Origin of the sequence: Mycolicibacillus koreensis, assembly GCF_002104795.1 — a bacterium.
GTDB classification, from domain to species: domain Bacteria; phylum Actinomycetota; class Actinomycetes; order Mycobacteriales; family Mycobacteriaceae; genus Mycobacterium; species Mycobacterium koreense.
Map to the genome: position 1 here is coordinate 39,401 of NZ_NCXO01000011.1, position 19,391 is coordinate 58,791.

Sequence of the window (19,391 nt, forward strand, 5' to 3'; positions counted from 1 at the left end):
CAGCGCACACTCCTCGTCTCACGGTGTTATCCACCTCACACTACCGCTGCGGTCACAATGGGGCCTGTGAGCACCGACCCGTATCTGTGGCTGGAAGACATCACCGGCGAGGACGCCCTGGACTGGGTGCGCGCCCGCAACGCGCCGACGGTCGCGGAGTTCGCCGGCGAGGAGTTCGAGGCCCGCCGGGCGGCCGCCCTGGAGGTCCTCGACACCGACGCCCGCATCCCGTATGTCCGGCGCCGCGGCGATCATCTGTACAACTTCTGGCGCGACGCCGCCAACCCACGGGGGCTGTGGCGGCGCACCACGTTGGAGAGCTACCGCAGCGACAACCCCGTCTGGGAGGTGCTCATCGACGTCGACGAGTTGGGCCGACGCGACGACACCAACTGGGTGTGGGCCGGCGCAGACGTGATCGCCCCGGAGCACACCCGGGCCTTGGTGGCGTTGTCCGCCGGCGGATCGGACGCGGCGATCGTGCGCGAATTCGACATGACCACCGGCGAGTTCGTCGCGGACGGGTTTCGTCTGCCGGAGGCCAAAAGTCATCTCAGCTGGCTCGACCGGGATACCGTGTTGGTCGGTACCGATTTCGGACCGGACTCGCTGACCGATTCGGGATACCCGCGGATAGTCAAGCGCTGGCGCCGGGGTCAGCCGTTGGCCGAGGCGCAAACCGTGTTCAGCGGTGCATCCGGCGATGTCACCGTCGCCGCCCGGGTAGATCGCACACCGGGTTTCCAGCGCACCTTCATCAGCCGCGCCATCGACTTCTTCAACGACGAGGTCTACCAGTTGCGGGAGGAGGACAACGGCGACGCGGAGCTGATCCGCATCGACGCCCCCACCGACGCCACCGTGTCGGTGCACCGGCAGTGGCTGTTGATCGAATTGCGCAGCGAGTGGCTCACCGGCACAGCGGGTTACCGCGCCGGGTCGCTGTTGGCGGCCGATTACGATCAGTTCCTTGCGGGTACGGCCGAATTGCAGGTGGTGTTCACCCCCGACGACCACACCGCGCTGCACCACTATGCGTGGACCCGCGATTCGCTGGTCCTGGTGACGTTGCACGACGTGACCAGCCGGGTGCAGATCGTCACCCCCGGCGACTGGACTGCCACTCCAGTCTCGGAAATCCCGGCGAACGTCACCGCGTCGATCGTCGCCGCCGACGCCACCGACGCCAGCGACAACGAGATCTTCCTCGACTACAGAGGTTTCACCAGCCCGTCGCGGCTTCTGCACGGATCGGCCGGCGGTCCGCTGACCGAGATCAAGTCCGCCCCGGCGTTCTTCGACGCCGACGACATCAGCGTCACCCAGCACTTCGCCACCTCGCCCGACGGCACCGCGGTCCCCTACTTCGTGGTGCGCCCGGCCGATGCGAGCGGGCCGACCCTGCTCGGCGGATACGGCGGTTTCGAGGTGGCCCGCACCCCCGACTACGACGGGGTGCTGGGGCGGCTGTGGTTGGCACGCGGCGGCACCTATGTGCTGGCCAACATCCGTGGCGGCGGCGAATACGGTCCGCTGTGGCACACCCAGGCGATGCGGGAGAACCGGCACAGGGTGGCCGAGGATTTCGCCGCGGTCGCCGCCGACCTCGCCGATCGCGGCATCACCACCGCCGAACATCTCGGCGCCCAGGGCGGCAGCAACGGCGGACTGCTGATGGGCATCATGTTGACTGCCTACCCACAGCTGTTCGGCGCGCTGGTGTGCAGTGTCCCGCTGCTGGACATGAGCCGCTATCACCGGCTGCTGGCGGGCGCGTCCTGGGTCGCCTAATACGGCGACCCCGACAACCCCAGCGACTGGGAGTTCATCAAGAGATACTCGCCGTACCACAACATCTCAGCTGACGTGGACTACCCGGCGCTGTTGATGACCAGCTCCACCCGCGATGACCGGGTACATCCCGGGCATGCGCGCAAGATGACCGCCGCGCTGGAGGCGGCCGGCCACCGGGTGCGCTACTACGAGAACATCGAGGGCGGGCACGCCGGGGCGGCCGACAACGCCCAGACGGCGTTCAAGGTGGCGTTGAGTTACTCGTTTTTGTGGGCGGCGTTGACCGGCAGCGACTGAGCCCGCCGCGCCGGGCCGCAGTGCTCAGCCGATGCGGCCCACCAGCACCTGGCCGTCGGCGCCGATCCGGGTGGCATACACCGGCACGGCCACAGCCGGGTCGTCGAGGCAGGCGCCGTCGTCGAGGGCGAACGCCTGCTTTTTGATCGGGGAGAGCACGACGGCGCGCCCGCCGCGGTCACCGGTCAGGCCGCGGGAGAGCACCGCCGCCCCGGAGAACGGGTCGATGTTGCCCAGGGCGCGCAGCGTGCCGTCGTCGAGGCGGAACAGGGCGGCCTGCGAGCCGTCGTCGAGCAACACGCCCACCCCGCGGCCGGGAATCAGGTGGTCGTAGGCGCACGCCGGGGTCCACGTGGCGGCGTCGGTGATCAGGTCGGTCCGGTCGTCCAGCAGAGTCATCACAGATCCTCCTTTTCAGATCGCAATCCCGGCATGCCGATGGCCACCGGGGCGGGCACCTTGCGCCCGTTGTGGTCGACGAAGCTCACCGTCTCGTCCTCGGCGTCAGGAGCGTTGACGAACGAGACGAACCGGGAGAGTTTGTCGGGGTCGTCCAGCACGCCTTTCCATTCGCACTGGTAGCCCTCGACGTGCCGCTCCATCGCGGCCTCGAATTCGGCGGCCAGTCCCAGCGAGTCGTCGCAGACGACGTCGCGCAGATGCTCCAGCCCACCGTCGAGTTCTTCCAGCCACGGCGCGGTGCGCTGCAACCGGTCGGCGGTGCGGATGTAGAACATCAGGAACCGGTCGATGTAGCGAACCAGCGTCTCGTCGTCGAGATCACTGGCCAACAGTTGGGCGTGCCGGGGTGTCATGCCGCCGTTGCCGCAGACGTAGAGGTTCCAACCGATCTCGGTGGCGATCACCCCGACGTCCTTGCCGCGCGCCTCGGCGCATTCGCGCGCGCACCCGGAGACGCCCATCTTGATCTTGTGCGGGGCCCGCAGCCCTCGGTAGCGCAACTCCAGGTCGATGGCCATCTGCACCGAGTCCTGCTGGCCGTAGCGGCACCAGTCGCTGCCGACACAACTTTTCACGGTGCGCAGCGACTTGCCGTAGGCCTGGCCGGATTCCATGCCGGCGTCGACCAACCGTTTCCAGATGGCGGGCAACTGGTCGACTCGGGCACCGAACAGGTCGATGCGCTGGCCACCGGTGATCTTGGTGTAGAGCCCGAAGTCCTGGGCGATCTGGCCGATCAGGATGAGGTGTTCGGGTTTGATGTCCCCGCCCGGGACACGAGGCACCACCGAGTAGGTGCCGTTGCGCTGGATGTTGGCCAAAAAGTGGTCGTTGGAATCCTGCAGCGAGGCCTGCTCACCGTCGAGGATGTGCTCGCTTCCGGTCGACGCCAGGATAGAAGCGACGGTGGGTTTGCATATGTCGCAACCCTTTCCGGTGCCAAAGCGCTCGATCATCCCGGAGAAGGTCCGGATCTCGGTGGCCGAGATGATCTCGAACAGTTCCGCGCGCGACTGGGGGAAGTGCTCGCACAACGATTTCGACTGCTCGACCCCTTCGGCTTCCAGGATCTGCTTCAGCAGCGGGATGCACGATCCGCAGGAGGTTCCGGCCTTGGTGCGGTCTTTGAGCATCGCCACGTCGGTGCAGCCGTCGGCGATCGCGCACTTCAGATCGCCCTTGCTGACGTTGTTGCAGGAGCAGATCTGCGCGGCGTCGGGCAGTGCCCCAACCCCGAGTGCCGGCGTACCGTCGGCGGCCGCCGGGGTGATCAGGCTCATCGGGTCGCCGGGCAGCGTCGAGCCGATCATCGGGCGCAGCATCCCGTAGGCCGAGGCGTCACCGACCAGGATGCCGCCGAGCAGGGTGGCGGCATCGTCGGAGAGCACCAGTTTGGCGTAGGTGCGTTTCACCGGGTCGTTGACGACGACCTGCAGACAGTTCGGGGTGGAGCCGAGTGCGTCGCCGAAGCTGGCGACGTCGACCCCGAGCAGCTTGAGTTTGGTCGACATGTCCGCGCCGGGGAACTCCGCCGCCCCCTCGAGCAGCCGGTCGACCACCACTTCGGCGGTGGCGTAGCCCGGCCCGACCAGCCCGTAGCAACGGCCCTCGATCGCCGCGACCTCCCCGATCGCGTAGATGTCGGGGTCGTTGGTGACACAGGACAGGTCGGTGAGCACGCCGCCGCGCTCGGCGAGTTGCACCCCTGCCGCGGCGGCCAGTTCGTCGCGGGGGCGCACCCCGGCGGCGAAGATCACCAGCCCGGCGTCGATGGTCTCCGAATCCGACAGCCGGACCTGCAACGCGGTGGCGCCGTCGGGGTAGGTCTTCTCGGTGATCGCCTCGGTGCCCACCCCGGTGTGCACCTCGATGCCCAGGTCGGCGATGAGGCTGCCCAACAGTGACCCACCGGCGTCGTCGAGTTGGGCGGCCATCAGCCGCGGCGACTTCTCCACGATGTGGGTGTGCAGCCCGAACCCGCGCAGCGCGTTGGCGGCCTCCAGGCCGAGCAGCCCGCCGCCGATCACCACCCCGGCGGTGGTGTGACCGCCCGCGAGGGTGGCCTCGGTGTCGGCGCGGATGGCGTCGAGGTCATCGAGGGTGCGGTAGACGTGGCAGCCGGGCAGGTCGTGGCCCGGCACCGGCGGGACGAACGCGGAGGAACCGGTGGCCAGCACGAGGGTGTCGTAGCGGTGGCAGGCGCCGTCGGCGGCGGTGACGGTCTTGGCGACGCGGTCGATGGCCGAGACCCGGGTGCTCAGCAGCAGCCGCACCCGCTCGTCGCCGGCGTAATCGTTGCCGGGCAAGGCCAGCCGGTCGCGATCCCAGCCCTCGGTGTAGGAGGTCAGCGCCACCCGGTCGTAGGCGGCGTTGGATTCCTCGGCGAGTACGGTGATGCGCCACCGCGCTTCGGTGTCGCGGGCCCGCAGCGCTTCGACGAAACGGTGCCCGACCATGCCGTGACCGACCACCACGACGTCACGGGGCGCACCGGTGGTCCCGGTGCGGTCGTGTGCTGCGGTCGCGGCCATGCGATCAACGCTAGGAAGGCCACGTTTCCGCCACGTAACGTCAACTTGGTGATGCGCTGTGAAAACGGGCGAAAACCCGCGCCCACGAGTGACTCACGGCACATCTTCGGGCATTCGGACCGACTCGGGTTGTGACGTAACCGATTCCGTCACCGGGATGTGAGCCACTCCGTATCGGGTCAGCCGCGATGGCGCATCCCGCCGAGGATGGCGGCGAACACCCCGATGATCACCAGTGCGCCACCGGCGGCCAGGGTCAGGTTCAGCCACTGATGCAGCCCGGTGACGGCCGTGTCGACCAGCACGTCGGCGATGCGCCGCACGTCACCGGCGGTGGTGTTCAGCGCGGTGGCGACGAACCGGCGGCCCACTTCGATGCCGGCCCAGCCGGCCGCTCCCACCAGCAGCGCCGACACCCCGAGGGCGGCCAGGGCCTTGCCGCGCCGTCGCGCCACCGCCAGTGCCCCGAGGGCTCCGGCCGCGGCGAGCACCGCCGCGCCGAGGCTGACTACCGGACCCCACAGCGTCAGCGGGTGCAGTCGGCCGGCTCGCAGCCACTGGGCCTCGGCGGGTACGGCGGCGACCGGCACCGTCACGGTGTCGGGCACCGTGACGTCGTGCTGGTCGAGGAAGTGCCGGAAGCCGGCGTCGTTGAGCATCGGGGCGAGGTCGACGGTGAACTCGTCGCCCTCGGCGGTGTCGGTGAACGCCCAGCGGTGCGCCTCGGAGTTGAGGTGGGCGAACTGGGCGGGGAACTGCGGCCCGCGGGTGTACCCGGCGGCCACACCCTCCACCAGCGCGCTGTCGGCACTGCCGCCGTTCTCGGTGATCAGCACCATCGCCTGGGTGCTCAGCTGCGAGGCGACCGCGTCCTGCAGCGCCGGATCGGTGGCGGCGCGCTGCGCGAGGTCGGCGTAGCCGCCGGCGTCGACGAGGTGGCGCTGCGCCCAGCCGGCGGGCACGGCCACCGCCAGGGCGGCGGTGGCGATCAGCCACAACAGCAGGGTCGCGGCAAGCCGCACTATTTGGCGGTGCGGCGCGGGCGGGACAATGCCGACTTGGTCATCATCCGGTTCATCCGGGCCAGCGCCTTCATCGAGTTGTGGTAGTAGTTGCCGCCCGCCCCGACGTTGGTGCGCGGGGTGACGACGGTCTCCTGCCGGCAGAACTTGCGGATGCCGTCGGCGCCGCCGAAGCGGGCGCCGATCCCGGAGGTCTTCCAGCCGCCCATCGGGGCGGTGGTGCACATCAGGTTGGAGATGACGTCGTTGATGTTGACCGCGCCGCACTCCAGTTGCAGGGCGATGTCGCGGGCCCGCGCGGTGTCGCGGGAGAACACCGAGGCACTCAGGCCGTAGGTGCTGGCGTTGGCCAGCCGGATCGCCTCCTCCACGGTGGCGACCTTCATGATCGGCAGGGTGGGACCGAAGGTCTCCTCGGTCATGCAGGCCATCGAGTGGTCGACGTCGACGAGCACGGTCGGCGGGTAGAAGCTGCCCTTCCCCTCGGTGCGCTTGCCGCCGGTCAGCGCGCGGGCCCCGGCCGCGAGCGCGTCGCGGACGTGGCGTTCGGTGATCGCCAGTTGGTCCTCGTTGATCAGCGCGCCGAAGTGCTTGCCCTCCCCGGCGCCGACCTGCAGCTCCTTGACGTCGCGCACGACGGCCTCGACGAACTGGTCGTAGACCGGTTCGAGCACGTAGACGCGCTCCACCGACACGCACGTCTGCCCGGCGTTGAACATCGCGCCCCACACCGCGGCGTGCGCGGCCAGGTCGATGTCGGCGTCCTCCAACACGATCATCGGGTCCTTGCCGCCCAGCTCCAGGCTGACCGGGGTCAGCCGGCGGGCGGCGCGCTCCATCACCTTGACACCGGTGGCGCTGGAGCCGGTGAACTGCACGTAGTCGGCGTTGTCGATGACCGCCTCGGAGACCTCCCGGGCCCCCTGGGCCAGTGCCAGCACGTCGGGGCCACCGGACTCCAGCCAGCCGCGGCGCAGCAACTCGGCGGTCAGCGGGGTGCGCTCGGACGGTTTGAGCAGCACCGCACAACCGGCCGCCAGCGCGCCGATGGCGTCCATCATCGCGTTGGCGACCGGGTAGTTCCACGGGGCGATGATGCCCACGACCGGCCGCGGCCGGTAGTGCACGCTGATCTTCTTGATCGCCAGCATCGCCATCGGTGCCGGACGGCGCTCCGGGGCCAGCGCCTTCTCCATGGTCTTGATGACGTACGACAGGATCAGGATCAGCAGCGGCACCTCTTGCACCGCGTCGGTTTTGCTCTTGCCGGTCTCGGCGATCAGCAGGTCTTCGATCTCGTCGCGGTGGTCGCCGAGCCACACCGCGAAGCGCGCCAGGGCTTTGGCGCGGCCCTTGGCGCCGCGCTGCTCCCATTCGCGTTGCGCGCTGCGCAGCCCGTCGGCGATCGCGGGAACCTGGGTGGGATCGGTCCACTGCACCTGACCGGCAACATCGCCGGTGGCCGGGTTGAGGATGGTGCCGGTGTTGGGCGTCTGAACGTCGGAAGTCGCAGTCATAGGCCCATGCTAGTCACCAAGTGTGATCCGGGTAACCACACCCTCGACACCTGTCAAATCGATCAGGTGGTCGCGTCGGGGGCGATGCCGCGCAGATAGGCGGCCTGCCCCAGGTGCTGGGCGCAGTCGTCGATGACGCTGACCAGGCGCACCGCGGCGGTCACCGGCGGATCCCAGCCGGTGTCGACCACCCGGTTCAACTCCTCGGCGTCGAGCCGGCGCAGGTAGTCGACGGTGAGCTCGTGGACGTCGCGGTAGTAGCCGACGAGCAGCTCGGCCGGCGGGTGCACCTTGGCGACCTGCTCGGGGGTGTGGCCGTAGCCGGTGTCGTTGGCGTCGAGGTCCAGCCCGAAGCGCCCCACCCATCGGCCCCAGGCCTGGTCCACGCCGGCGATGTCGGCGACCTGGATGTCCTGGACACGCGCGGAGTGCCACAGCAGCCAGGCGATGCTGTTGGCCTCGGCGGTGGGCCGGTAGGCGGCCACCGGTGCACTCAGGCCGTCGGTGAGGGCCTCGGCGTGCTCGATGAGCCGGGTGAAGGCGTCGCGCAGCAGGGCGCGCAGGGTGTCGCGGTCGCTGGCGGTTTGGGTCATAGTCCGAATCTACGCCGGTGGCGCGCCGCTCAGATCGTGACCGGATATTCCAGGTCGACGTCGCAGGCCGCCTGACCACCCCGGATCCCGAAATTCTCGGTGGTGTTCTCCCGCACCACGATTGCGACGTGATCGGCGGGGATGCCCAGCGCGCCAAGGCGTTCGACGATGCCGCGATAGAGGTTGCGTTTGGCCTGCACCGAGCGGCCGGCGAAACAGTCGATCGTCACCAGCGTGTAGCGCTCCGGGTCGGTGAGGTTCGGCGCGGTGGCGAACCGGTGCGGTTCATGCACGATCAGGCGCAGGCAACGGTTGTCGGCCGGGATCTCGAACGCGTCGACCAGCGCGTCGTGCACGGCGTCGATGAGGGCGATCTCGTCGTCTCGGCTGTAGGTGCGGCGGACCTCGATCACGGTGTTCGGCATGGTGCGATCCTCACACACCGGCGCCCGCGGCGCCGCTCACCCGTCGGCGCCGCCGAGCACGCCGAGCAACATCTCGAGGCGCGCGGCGCGGTACTGCGGACGCAACCGTTGGTCCCGGTCGAGCGTGACCAGCCCGTGCAGACCCGCCCACACCACCTCGGCGAAGGTGTCGACGTCGCGGCCGTCGGCGACCGCGGCGACCACCGCGCGCAGTTCCGCGTAGGCGGACGTGACCGGTTCGGGCGTCTCGGCGGCGGCGAAGCGCAACAGCGACGAGCGGATGAACATCGCCTCGTACAGCGCCGCGTTCTGCCGGGCGAAGTCGCAGTAGGCGTGGGCGAGCCGGCGCAGCGCCGCACCGGCGCCGCCCGGGCCGCGACGCGCGGCGCGCAACGCGGCGGTGAGCTCGGCGAACCCGTCGACGGCGACGGCCGCCACCACCTCGTCCATGCCGGCGAAATGCGTGTACAGCACCGGTTGGCTGTACTCCACCGCCGTCGAGAGCCGCCGGGTGGTGACCGCGTCCCAGCCGTCGCACTCGGCGAGGCGGCGCGCCGCGGCGACGATCAACCGTCGCCGGGCTCGCCGCTCGCGGGTTCGACGGTCCTCGGCCACCCCCGGACTATAGCGGCGCTAGAAACGATAGCGGCGCTATTGCCACCGCCCCCACCAGCGTCTAGCATTGCTAGAAATTCTAGCGACGCTTGGAGGTGGTCGATGGTCGAACCGGCGCAGATCGCCGCCCTGGTGGCGATCCTCGGGGTATCGGTGCTCTTCGGCACCGACATGTTCTGCGCGGTGGTGATGCGACCGGCCTGGGCTCACCTCGACGACGGGCCACTGGCCGCGGCCACCGGGTTCATGCACGCCTACGGCGATCGACGGATGCCGGTCTTCGGGATCCTCGGCGGGGTGGGCGCGGGCACCGCCGCCGCCTTGGCCGGCGGTGCCGGGCGGTGGGCACCGGCAGCGGCCGCCGGGATCGCGCTGGCGGTGCTGCTGGGGTGGCTGCTGGTGTACCAGCGCGTCAGCGCGCCGATCAATCGGGACCTGATCGCGGCCGCCACCCGGGGATGTCGCCCCGGGCGGGCGCGGCAACTCCAGACCGCCTGGGATCGGGTCATCGCCCTGCGGGCAAGCCTGCAGGGTGTGGCGCTGGCGGCGCTGTGCCTGGCCCTGACACTGCCCTGACCCCCTGACACCCTGACACCCTGAGGAGAGGACCACGATGAGTACCCCACGACGCCCGCACGCCCTCGGCCGCGCCCTGATGCGCGCGGCCCCGCTGCTCAACGCCCCGGTGATGGCCGTGGGCAACTCCCGGTTCGGCGGCGTGCTTGATCGCACCATCACCCGGTTGACCTACACCGGCCGGCGCTCCGGGCGCACGGTCACGATCCCGGTGGCCTACCGGCGCACCGGGGACACCGTCGTGGTCGGGGTGAATCTTCCGGAGGCGAAGACGTGGTGGCGCAATTTCACCGGCCCCGGGGCGCCGCTGAGCCTGCGTCTCGACGGTGTCGACCACCCCGGTCATGGGGTGGCCGAGCGCTACGCCGACGGCCGGGTGCAGGTGGTGGTGACCCTCAGCGCGACGGGATGACGGTCCTCAGCGGTCGGGCAGTCGCGTTTCGTGGTCATCGACGATCCACCGCGCGATGTCGACGAGTTTGATGTTGGTGTGCTGGGAGGTGCGCAGCAGCAACTGGAAGGCCTGCAGACCCGACAGCCGTTCGCGGGCCATCAGGATGCCCTTGGCCTGGCCGATCACGTCACGGCTGGCCAGCGCGGTCTGCAACTGTGATTCCGACACCGCCCCGCAGAGCGCGACCGAGGCGTGCTGGGCCACGATCTCCCCCGCCGCGATCGACTCGTCGGTGAACGCCCCCGCCACGGCGCCGTAGAGATTCAACGCGCCGAGGTTCTCGTGGCGTACCCGCAGCTGAAACGACAGCACGCTGCCCACGCCGCGCCGGGCGGCCAGCCGGGTGAACCGCGGCCAGCGGGTCTCGGTGGCGGTGTCGGCGATCAGCACGGTGCGCTGCTCGCCCAACGCGCTCAGGCACGGGCCCTCGCCGAGCCGGGTCTGCGCCTGGTCGAGTTCGGCGACCAGGTCGGCGCTGGGCACCCGGGAGGTGACGGTGCGGCCCTCGATCATCGAGATCCCCGACCATCGCGCGCCGGGCACGATCGACAGCGCCCCGGCGACGATGGCCTGCAGGGTGGTCTCGGTGTCACTGCGGCCCTGCATCTCGATGGCGAAATTCCCCAGGACGGCAGCCAGATCCGACCGCGAGGGCGTCGCGTTCATCGCTCAACGGTAATCCCTGCCGCCCTGGGGCGCCCCCGACCGCCAGCGTCTTGACGGCCAAGGGCTAGGCGACGCGCAAGCCCGGACTTCCGCCCCGCCTGCCCCGTGCGTACCCGCCGTGTGCGGAGTTCATGCCTCACGCTCCGTCGTCGAAGCGGGCGCCGAGTCCGCCGAGGGCCACCGCGCGGCTGATGTCGCTGGGCGAAACGATGCCGACCAGCACACCGTCGGCCAGCACCAGGGCGCGCCCGTCGGTGGCCGACGACAGCCTTCCCAGCAGCGCGGTGAGCGCCTCGTCGGGGTGCGCGGTGGGGATCTGCTCCGGTGGGCAGGCGATGTCGCGCAACGTGGTGGTGGCGCGCCGGTCGGCGGGGACCGCCCGGACACGGTTGAACGTGACCAGGCCGGCCAGCCGGCCGTGGTCGAGCAGCGGGAAGCTGGAGTGCCGCCGCCCCAGCGCGGTGTACTGCACGAACTCGGCGACGCTGACGTTTCCCTCGTCGAGGGTTTCGGGGTCGGCGGTCATCACGTCGCGCACCCGCACCCCGGCCAGCGCGGTGGTGGTGCGGGCCTGCTGCTCCTCGGCGTTGGCCATCGTCACCACGAACAGCCCCAGCAGCACCCACCACAGCCCGTTGAGCCCGGCCCCGCCGAGCGCCTGCAGGATCCCCAGCGCGATCAGCGTGAACCCGAAGATGCGTCCGGCGCGCGCGGCCACCACGGTCGCGGTGGAACGGTCGCCGCGCCACGCCCAGATCGCCGAGCGCAGGATCCGGCCGCCGTCGAGCGGGGCCGCCGGGATGGTGTTGAACACCGCCAGCACCACGTTGATCACCGCGAGGTAGGTGGGCACGGCCACCACCAGCGAGCCCGCGTCGGTGAGCGCCGCCAACCGGGCCAGCCCGTAGCAGCCGGCGGCGATCAGCAGGCTGCTCGCCGGACCCACCGCCGAGATCCGGAAGTCCGCCCCGGGGGTGGGTGCCTCACCGCGCAACCGGGCCACCCCGCCGAGCAGCCACAGCGTGATCCCGTCGACCGCGACGCCGTTGCGCCGCGCCACCACCGCGTGCGCCAATTCGTGGCCCAGAAGCGACGCGACGAACAACAGCGCGGCCAGCACGGCGGCGGACACATACGCCGCGGCCGGATAGCCGGGGGCGATGTCGGGCAGTTGGGCCGTGAGCCCGGCGACCAGCAGCACCACGATCGCCAGCACACTCCAGTGCACCCCGACCGCCACCCCGGCGACCCGGCCGAGCTTCACCGTCGTTTTCATCAGCGCCCTTTCCGGACCCGCACCCCAACCGTAGGTTAGAACCATGAGCTACGACCTGATTCTGCGCAACGGCACCATCGTCGACGGGCTGGGCGGGGACCCGTATGTCGGGGATGTGGCGGTGCGTGACGGGGTGATCGCCGCGGTCGGCGCGGTGGGCGGCTCGGGGGTCCGCGAGATCGACGCGACCGGATTGCTGGTCACCCCGGGCTTCGTCGACCTGCACACGCATTACGACGGGCAGGCGATCTGGTCGGATCGGCTCAACCCGTCGTCGGCGCACGGGGTGACCACCGCAGTGATGGGCAACTGCGGTGTGGGCTTCGCGCCGTGCCGCACCGAGGACCACGACGTGCTCGTCGACGTGATGGCCGGGGTGGAGGACATCCCCGGGGTGGTGATGACCGACGGGCTGCCGTGGACGTGGGAGACGTTCCCGCAGTACCTCGACGCCCTCGACGCCGGGCGCCGCGACATCGACGTGGGCGTGTACCTGCCGCATTCGCCGTTGCGGGTCTACGTGATGGGCCGCCGCGGAGTCGAGCGCGAACCGGCCACCGCCGAGGACCTGGCCCGGATGCGGGCGCTGGCCACCGAGGCGGTGCGCGCCGGGGCGCTGGGGTTCGCGTCGTCGCGGCTGGCCACCCACCGCACCGAGGGCGGTGAGCAGATCCCCAGCTTCGCCGCGGCCGAGCGGGAGCTGACCGAGATCGCCCGCGGGGTCGCCGCCGGCGGAGGCGGGTTGATCCAGTTCGTGCCGGATCTGCCGGCCGGCGGTTTCCAGCCGGTGCTGCAGCAGGTGTTCAACGCGGCCGCGGATGCGAGCCTGCCGGTGACGTTCACGCTGATCGCGTTGAACAGCGGAGAACCGCTGTGGCCGGAGGCGGTCGAGATGATCGAGCAGGCCAACTCCGCCGGCGGGCAGGTGACCGCCCAGGTGTTCCCCCGTCCGATCGGGTTGATGATCGGGCTGGAGTTGACCGCCAACCCGTTCGTTCTGTACCCGAGCTATCAGCAGATCGCGGACCTGCCGCTGGACCAGCGGGTCGCCGAGATGCGCAAACCCGAGGTGCGCCAACGCATTCTGTCCGACTCTGCGACCACGGTGCCGGCCAACCCGATCCTGTACATGGCGCAGGCCTGGGACTGGATCTTCCCGCTGGGCGAGGATGCGAACTACGAGCCGGACCCCGCCAACAGCATCGCCGCGCGCGCCGCCGCCCGTGGCGTCTCCCCGGTGGAGGAGGCCTACGACCGGGTCCTCGACGACGACGGGCACGCGATCCTGTTGGGCGCGTTGGCGAATTTCGAGGGCGGATCACTGGACACCGTGGGCGAGTTGCTGCGCCGCGACGACGTCGTCCTCGGCCTCGGCGACGGCGGGGCCCACTACGGCATGATCTGCGACTCCAGCTTCCCCACCTATCTGCTCACCCACTGGGCACGGGACCGGGCGTCGGGACGTATCGGTGTGCCCCAAGCGATCCGGGAGCTCACTTCGGTGCCCGCGGGCGTGGCCGGGCTGGGTGACCGGGGACGGATCGCCGTCGGCTACAAGGCCGATCTCAACGTCATCGACCACGCGGGGCTGCGGCTGCACAAACCGGTGATCACCTACGACCTGCCCGGCGGCGGTCGCCGTCTCGACCAGACCGCCGACGGCTACGTCGCCACGATCGTCGCCGGTGAGGTGATCGCCGAGAACGGCGTGCCCACCGCCGCGCGGCCCGGGCGATTGGTGCGCGGCCGGCGCTGAGCCCCGTTCTAGGATGTGGGCCGACGTCAGGAGCACCCATGTCCTACCCGCCCTACCCCCCGGAGTTGCCGTACCCGGAGTACTCCGACGGGCCCGTGCAGCCGTATCCGGAGTATCAGTCGGTGCCCTACATCGGCGGCTACGGCCCGGCGCAGCCGCCGCCCCCGCCGCGCCGGCCCGGCAGCCACACCGCGCTGATCGTCTCCGGCGTCGTGGTGCTGGTCGCCGCTGTGGCGTTCGTCGGCATTTTGGCCTGGTCGTCGCTGTCGGACTCGCACACCACCACCGCCGCGCCGACCTCGACGACGCCCGCGTCGGCGGCTCCCCCGGCCACAACGACGTCGAGCACCCCGACGACCACCAGCACCGCCCCGACCAGCACCACGGCCCCGACCCCGTTGTCGGACACCTGCAACGAGTCGGCCAACGGTCCGGGACCGGCGACCCCGGCGGGCTGGTCGACGGTGACCTCGCCGCGGAAGATCGTCTACGACGTGCCCCCGCAGTGGCGGGTGTTGTCGTGCAGCACCCTGGTCGGCTGGGAGAAGGAGTGCGATGACGGCCCGTTCGGCTACTGCCCGATCCGGATGATGAGTGGTGCGGCCGAACTCGAGGATGACCGTTGCGAGTCCGAAAGCCACGCGGTGACCGGCGTTCCGGGCGCGGCCAACGCCAGTGACATCGACGACGCGGTGCGCAAGGAGACCGCTCTGGTCGCCGACATCTACACCGACGAGGACGTCGTGCCGACGGTGTCGTTGAGCGAGCCGCGACACTTCACCATCGGCGACACCCCGGCGGTGGAGATCGATGCGACCGTCACCGGAATCGCCCCCGGCTGCGCCGGTTCGCCGAGCGCGCTGCACGTCATGGTCGCCACCACGGTGCCCAGCGAGGAGGGCCCGGTGATGTTCGTCGCGTCGATCATGCAGGGCGGGCAGGGCGACCCCGACCCGGGCCTCGGGGAGCAGTTGGTCGCCACGCTGCGCTTCGCCGGCTGAGCGATCGTCGCGCCGGGCCGCCGCGGGGGTGTGGCCGCCGCGGGCCGGGCCGCCGCGGGGGCTGGGCCGCCGCCGGGCCGGGCCGGGCCGCCCCCGGGTCGCCGCAGCCGTGTGCGGTGTCGTCCGCGACACGCCGCTGCGGGCGGACCATTTCGCACACGGTCGGTGCTTGCGCTACCAGGTTTTCGGGCAGCCGCGGGCGATCAGCGCCTCGCCCACCCGGCGCAGAAACACCTCCGGTGCGCGGTGCAGCGTCCAACTGGTCAGTCGGATATCCGTCCAGCCGAATTCGCCCAGCAGCGAATAACGTTCGGCGTCCCACGCTCGCTGCCTGGCACTCGTCCAGTGGTGGCGGCCGTCGAAGTCGACGCCGACCTGCCATTCGCGCCAGCCCAGGTCGATGCGGGCGATCACCTGCCCGAAGGCGTCGCACACCTTGATCTGAGTCTGCGGCCGGGGAAACCCGGCACGCACCAACATCAGTCGGGTCATCGACTCATACGGTGACTCGGCTCCGCCGTCGACCAGCGCCAACGTGGCCGCCAGCCGGCGCAGCCCCGGCACGCGGGGATGGACGGTCGCGAGCGCGGCGACGTCAGGCACCTTCAGGTCGGTGGCGTTGATCAACGCGTCAAGGCGTTGCACCCCGTCGATCAGCGGCAGGCGTCGGCCCAGATCGAAGGCCGTGCGGGCCGGTGTCGTCACCGGGATGCCCGCGACCTCCCGAGTCTCCTCCGGGGTGAGCCGGTCGGTGTGCACGGTGAGCAGCGGCGGTGGTCGGCGGTTGGTGTGGATCAGCTCAGCCGGCAGGCCGGCGTCGATCCATTTGGTGTCCAACATCGCCGCCGCCGACAACCCCGCGAGAACGCCGCAGCGCCGCGACCACAGCCAGGCGGCGCAGGCCCGCTGGCGTGGGGTCAGCTCGACGCCCCGCGGTATCCACACCCCGGGGTAGACGCCGGTGAAGAAACGGCGCAGTTCCCGGCGAGTGAGGCGCTGGGCGCGCAGCGCCTCGTCGGCTCGAAACGGCCACTCCACCAGCTCCATACCGGCAGAATGACCGCCTCGCAGCGACATCGCCGTCAGGTGGCGGCAGTTATCCACAGACTTGCGCCGGCAGATGCGGTCCGTGTGCGAAATGGTCCGCTCATCGCGGCGTGTCGCGGACGAAACGGCACACGGAAGCCGGCTGAGGCGCCTATGCCCGGCGCGGCGCGCCCGGCGCACGCCCGGCGTAGGGTCATCGCGGTGAGCGCGCCGAGATACACCCACGGTCACCACGAGTCGGTGCTGCGCGGGCACCGCTGGCGCACCGCGGAGAACTCGGCGGCGTATCTGCTGCCGTGGCTGCGCCCCGATCAGCGTCTGCTCGACGTCGGATGCGGCCCGGGCACGATCACCGTGGACCTCGCGGGCCGCGTCGGCCACGTCGACGCCGTGGAACCGACCACAGCGGCGCTGGAGCTGGCCCGCGACCATGCCCGCAGCTGCCGGCAGCACAACCTGACGTTCACCACCGCCGACGTGCACGCGCTGCCGTTCGCCGACGACACCTTCGACGTGGTGCACGCCCACCAGGTGCTGCAGCACGTCGCCGACCCCGTCACCGCGCTGACCGAGATGCGGCGGGTCTGCGCCCCCGGCGGACTGGTCGCGGTGCGCGACAGCGACTACGCCACCTTCACCTGGTATCCGGCCGACCCGGAGCTCGACGACTGGCTGCGGCTCTACAGCGCGGCCGCCCGCGCCAACCACGGCGAACCGGACGCGGGACGGCACCTGCTGGCCTGGGCGCACGCCGCCGGGTTCGTCGACGTCACCGCCTCCACCGACAGCTGGTGTTTCGCCACCGTCGACGACCGGGAGTACTGGGGCGGCATGTGGGCCGACCGGATCCTGCATTCGGCGCTGGCCGACCAGCTGCTGGCCGACGGCACCGCCGATCACACCAAGCTGCAAGCGATCTCCACCGCCTGGCGCCGCTGGGCCGACCATCCCGACGGCTGGCTGGCGGTGCTGCACGCCGAGGTGCTCTGCCGCGCCTGAGCGCTACAGCAGCCGTTTGGCCGGCGTGGAGCGGGCCACCTGTTTGCCGTCGGCGTTGACCGCGTCGCCGAGCACCTCGTCGATGCGGGTCATCGCGTCGGCGGGGATGGCCACCCCGGCCGCCTTGACGTTCTCGGCGACCTGCTCGGGTCGCGACGCACCGACCAGGGCGGCGGCCACGTTGTCGTTCTGCAGCACCCAGGCGATCGCCAGTTGCGCCATCGACAGTCCCAGTTCCTCGGCGATGGGGTGCAGACCCGCCACCTTGGTGAGGGTGTCGTCGGAAAGGAAGTGTTTGATCATCGCCGCCCCGCCCTTCTCGTCGGTGGCGCGCGACCCGGCCGGCGGCGGCTGACCGGGGCGGTACTTGCCGGAGAGCACCCCCTGGGCCATCGGCGACCACACGATCTGGCTGATCCCCAGGTCCCGGCAGGTCGGCACCACCTCCGGTTCGATCACCCGCCACAGCATCGAGTACTGCGGCTGGCTGGAGATCAGCGAGATGCCCAACTGCCGGGCGAGCGCGTGCCCGGCGCGGATCTGTTCGGGGCTCCACTCGCTGACCCCGATGTAGAGGGCCTTGCCGGCACGCACGATGTCGGCGAACGCGCCCATCGTCTCCTCCAGCGGGGTGAACAGGTCATAGCGGTGCGCCTGGTACAGGTCGACGTAGTCGGTGCCCAGCCGGCGCAGCGACGCGTCGATGCTCTCCATGATGTGTTTGCGTGACAGCCCGGTGTCGTTCTTGCCCATCGGTTCCGGGCCGGTCGGCCAGTACACCTTGGTGAAGATCTCCAGCGATTCGCGGCGCTGGCCGGCCAGCGCGGCGCCCAGCACCTCCTCTGCGCGCCCGTTGGCGTACACGTCGGCGGTGTCGAAGGTGGTGATCCCCGCATCGAGGGCGGCGTGCACACAGGCGGTGGCGACGTCGTTCTCCACCTGCGAGCCGTGGGTGAGCCAGTTGCCGTAGGTGATCTCGGAGATCTGCAGACCGGAGTTGCCGAGGTAGCGAAAGTCCATGCCCCCATCCTGACTCATCGCGCGGCTATCCTTCAGCCATGGCCGCAAAGAAAGTAGATCTCGACCGGCTGGCATCGGCACTGGCGGACCACGACTACGCGTACGTGATCAGCGTCAGCGATCAGCACCGCGCCCATACCGCCACCGTGGCGCCGACCTTCGACGGGGCGCTGCTGCACGTCGGGCCGATCGGCCGGCACACCCGCACCAACGTCGAGGCGCACCGCGATGTCACGCTGCTGTGGCCGCCGCGGGTCACCGGCGGGTATTCACTGATCGTCGACGGCCACGCCGAGAGCATCGACCCGCTGGTGGTGCGGCCCGCCCGGGCGGTGCTGCACCGGCCGGCGACCGAGGACTCCCCGCCGGCCACCTGCAGCCCCGCCTACGACTGCGTGGACTTCGTCGCCGGGCCCTGACCGGCCTTGACGGTCTCGCCGTCGACGCCGGCCCGCGCGCCGCAGGCCGCCAGCCGCGCCGCCAGATCCGGCGGGTTGTGGTGCCCGAGGTGTACGGCGACGACGTCGGTGCCCTCGACCACCGCGCCGCGGCGGCGCAACGCCTCGACGGTCGCGGCGAACGCCGGCAGGTCGTGGTGCTGGGTCCCGTGGTCGGTGAACGTGCCGAACGTCTCCTCCAAGAACACCGCGTCGTAGGCGGCGTCGCGCACCGCCTGCAGCGTCACCGCCGGCAGCGGGCCGGTGTCGGTGGCCCACAGGATGCGTCCGGCGGCGGTGCCGTCGGTGATGTCGCTGATGGCCGCGACGTCATAGAGCAGCGCCTCCCCGCCGAATTCGCGGGCGTGGTCGGCTTGCAGCGCCGCCACCCGGTAGCCGTCCAGCTCGACGCTGTCACCGGGCGCCAGCGGATGGAACCGGATCGGGTTGGTCTCTTCCACCCAGGGTCGGCACTGCGCCAGCGCGCTGGGCGGGCCCCACACGTGCAGCGGCTCGGTGGTCTGCGTCCAGTGCCGCATCAGCAGCGCGCCCGGCCCGATGTGGTCGAAGTGGGCGTGGGTGATCAGCAGGTGGCGCACCCCGGCCAGCGGGGCGCGGTGGCGCGCCGCCGCGCGCGGCACGTCGGTGCCGCAGTCGATCAGCAGCACGTCGTCGAGCAGCGCGGCGGTCTGCCCGCGGATCTCGCCCGCCGCCGCGGCGGCCGCGCAGGATCCGCAGTCACAGAACGGGTTGGGCCAGCCGTCGGCGCTTCCGGTGCCCAGCAGCAGGATCTCCATCGATCCCCCTCGCTGAGTGTGTAGGTTATGCACGCGATTTCGCGAAAATGCCAGCCATAACCTACACACTCGGCGCGCGGCGGGTGCGGGGCGGGCACTGGGCGCA

The 19,391-nt window shown here is 70.7% G+C and carries 18 protein-coding genes and 1 pseudogene; 7 read left to right on the forward strand and 12 right to left on the reverse strand.

What is annotated here, in order from left to right:
* Nucleotides 1-57: 57 nt before the first annotated feature.
* Nucleotides 58-2,091 (forward strand): annotated as a pseudogene (locus tag B8W67_RS07195) (prolyl oligopeptidase family serine peptidase).
* 24 nt (nt 2,092-2,115) lie between these two features.
* Here B8W67_RS07195 and nirD read toward each other — a convergent pair.
* From nirD to B8W67_RS07230, 7 genes are all read right to left on the reverse strand, one after another.
* Nucleotides 2,116-2,490: a nitrite reductase small subunit NirD gene (gene nirD / locus B8W67_RS07200; RefSeq protein ID WP_085303192.1), complete on the reverse strand. Its 375-nt coding sequence runs from the start codon at nt 2,488-2,490 to the stop codon at nt 2,116-2,118.
* Nucleotides 2,490-5,084, reverse strand: a complete 2,595-nt coding sequence (nirB, locus tag B8W67_RS07205) for a nitrite reductase large subunit NirB (protein ID WP_085303193.1) — start codon at nt 5,082-5,084, stop codon at nt 2,490-2,492. Before nirB ends, nirD begins: the two co-directional genes overlap by 1 nt.
* A gap of 179 nt (nt 5,085-5,263) precedes the next feature.
* On the reverse strand, nt 5,264-6,106 hold the full coding sequence (locus tag B8W67_RS07210; RefSeq protein WP_085303195.1) for a hypothetical protein: 843 nt from the start codon (nt 6,104-6,106) through the stop codon (nt 5,264-5,266).
* Nucleotides 6,106-7,623 carry an aldehyde dehydrogenase family protein gene (locus B8W67_RS07215; RefSeq protein WP_085303196.1) on the reverse strand — a complete coding sequence of 506 codons (1,518 nt, stop codon included), beginning with the start codon at nt 7,621-7,623 and terminating at the stop codon, nt 6,106-6,108. Before B8W67_RS07215 ends, B8W67_RS07210 begins: the two co-directional genes overlap by 1 nt.
* Nucleotides 7,624-7,685: 62 nt before the next feature.
* On the reverse strand, nt 7,686-8,216 hold the full coding sequence (locus tag B8W67_RS07220) for a mycothiol transferase (protein ID WP_085303198.1): 531 nt from the start codon (nt 8,214-8,216) through the stop codon (nt 7,686-7,688).
* Between the two features lie 29 nt (nt 8,217-8,245).
* A complete protein-coding gene (locus B8W67_RS07225; RefSeq protein ID WP_085303267.1) occupies nt 8,246-8,641 on the reverse strand; it encodes a tautomerase family protein in 396 nt (131 codons plus the stop codon).
* A 36-nt stretch (nt 8,642-8,677) separates the two neighbouring features.
* The gene (locus B8W67_RS07230; protein WP_085303200.1) at nt 8,678-9,256 is read right to left on the reverse strand and encodes a TetR/AcrR family transcriptional regulator; all 579 of its coding nucleotides are present in this window, start codon (nt 9,254-9,256) and stop codon (nt 8,678-8,680) included.
* A gap of 102 nt (nt 9,257-9,358) precedes the next feature.
* Here B8W67_RS07230 and B8W67_RS07235 point away from each other — a divergent pair, with 102 nt between their 5' ends.
* Together B8W67_RS07235 and B8W67_RS07240 are read left to right on the forward strand one after the other, a co-directional pair.
* The gene (locus tag B8W67_RS07235) at nt 9,359-9,832 is read left to right on the forward strand and encodes a DUF1772 domain-containing protein (RefSeq protein WP_085303202.1); all 474 of its coding nucleotides are present in this window, start codon (nt 9,359-9,361) and stop codon (nt 9,830-9,832) included.
* Between the two features lie 37 nt (nt 9,833-9,869).
* Nucleotides 9,870-10,244, forward strand: a complete 375-nt coding sequence (locus tag B8W67_RS07240; protein WP_085303204.1) for a nitroreductase/quinone reductase family protein — start codon at nt 9,870-9,872, stop codon at nt 10,242-10,244.
* Nucleotides 10,245-10,250: 6 nt separating this feature from the next.
* Here the strand turns inward: B8W67_RS07240 and B8W67_RS07245 are convergent, their stop codons facing one another.
* Nucleotides 10,251-10,952: a GAF and ANTAR domain-containing protein gene (locus B8W67_RS07245; RefSeq protein WP_085303206.1), complete on the reverse strand. Its 702-nt coding sequence runs from the start codon at nt 10,950-10,952 to the stop codon at nt 10,251-10,253.
* Nucleotides 10,953-11,088: 136 nt separating this feature from the next.
* Nucleotides 11,089-12,228, reverse strand: a complete 1,140-nt coding sequence (locus tag B8W67_RS07250; protein WP_085303208.1) for a site-2 protease family protein — start codon at nt 12,226-12,228, stop codon at nt 11,089-11,091.
* A 43-nt stretch (nt 12,229-12,271) separates the two neighbouring features.
* Between B8W67_RS07250 and B8W67_RS07255 the strand changes: the two genes are divergently transcribed.
* On the forward strand, nt 12,272-13,984 hold the full coding sequence (locus tag B8W67_RS07255) for an N-acyl-D-amino-acid deacylase family protein (protein WP_069390534.1): 1,713 nt from the start codon (nt 12,272-12,274) through the stop codon (nt 13,982-13,984).
* Nucleotides 13,985-14,022: 38 nt separating this feature from the next.
* Nucleotides 14,023-14,985: a DUF8017 domain-containing protein gene (locus B8W67_RS07260; RefSeq protein ID WP_234806690.1), complete on the forward strand. Its 963-nt coding sequence runs from the start codon at nt 14,023-14,025 to the stop codon at nt 14,983-14,985.
* A gap of 174 nt (nt 14,986-15,159) precedes the next feature.
* Here the strand turns inward: B8W67_RS07260 and B8W67_RS07265 are convergent, their stop codons facing one another.
* Complete coding sequence (locus tag B8W67_RS07265) at nt 15,160-16,032, reverse strand: type IV toxin-antitoxin system AbiEi family antitoxin (protein WP_085303209.1); 873 nt, start codon at nt 16,030-16,032, stop codon at nt 15,160-15,162.
* Between the two features lie 153 nt (nt 16,033-16,185).
* Here B8W67_RS07265 and B8W67_RS07270 point away from each other — a divergent pair, with 153 nt between their 5' ends.
* Nucleotides 16,186-17,031: a class I SAM-dependent methyltransferase gene (locus B8W67_RS07270; protein WP_085303211.1), complete on the forward strand. Its 846-nt coding sequence runs from the start codon at nt 16,186-16,188 to the stop codon at nt 17,029-17,031.
* Nucleotides 17,032-17,034: 3 nt separating this feature from the next.
* On the opposite strand, the gene B8W67_RS07275 is transcribed toward B8W67_RS07270, so the two are convergent.
* The gene (locus B8W67_RS07275; protein WP_234806692.1) at nt 17,035-18,069 is read right to left on the reverse strand and encodes an aldo/keto reductase family protein; all 1,035 of its coding nucleotides are present in this window, start codon (nt 18,067-18,069) and stop codon (nt 17,035-17,037) included.
* A 20-nt stretch (nt 18,070-18,089) separates the two neighbouring features.
* Between B8W67_RS07275 and B8W67_RS07280 the strand changes: the two genes are divergently transcribed.
* Nucleotides 18,090-18,470, forward strand: coding sequence for a hypothetical protein (locus tag B8W67_RS07280; protein WP_085303215.1), 381 nt, complete (start codon nt 18,090-18,092; stop codon nt 18,468-18,470).
* On the opposite strand, the gene B8W67_RS07285 is transcribed toward B8W67_RS07280, so the two are convergent.
* Complete coding sequence (locus B8W67_RS07285) at nt 18,437-19,285, reverse strand: MBL fold metallo-hydrolase (protein ID WP_085303217.1); 849 nt, start codon at nt 19,283-19,285, stop codon at nt 18,437-18,439. The genes B8W67_RS07280 and B8W67_RS07285 overlap by 34 nt on opposite strands.
* Between the last annotated feature and the right edge of the window lie 106 nt (nt 19,286-19,391).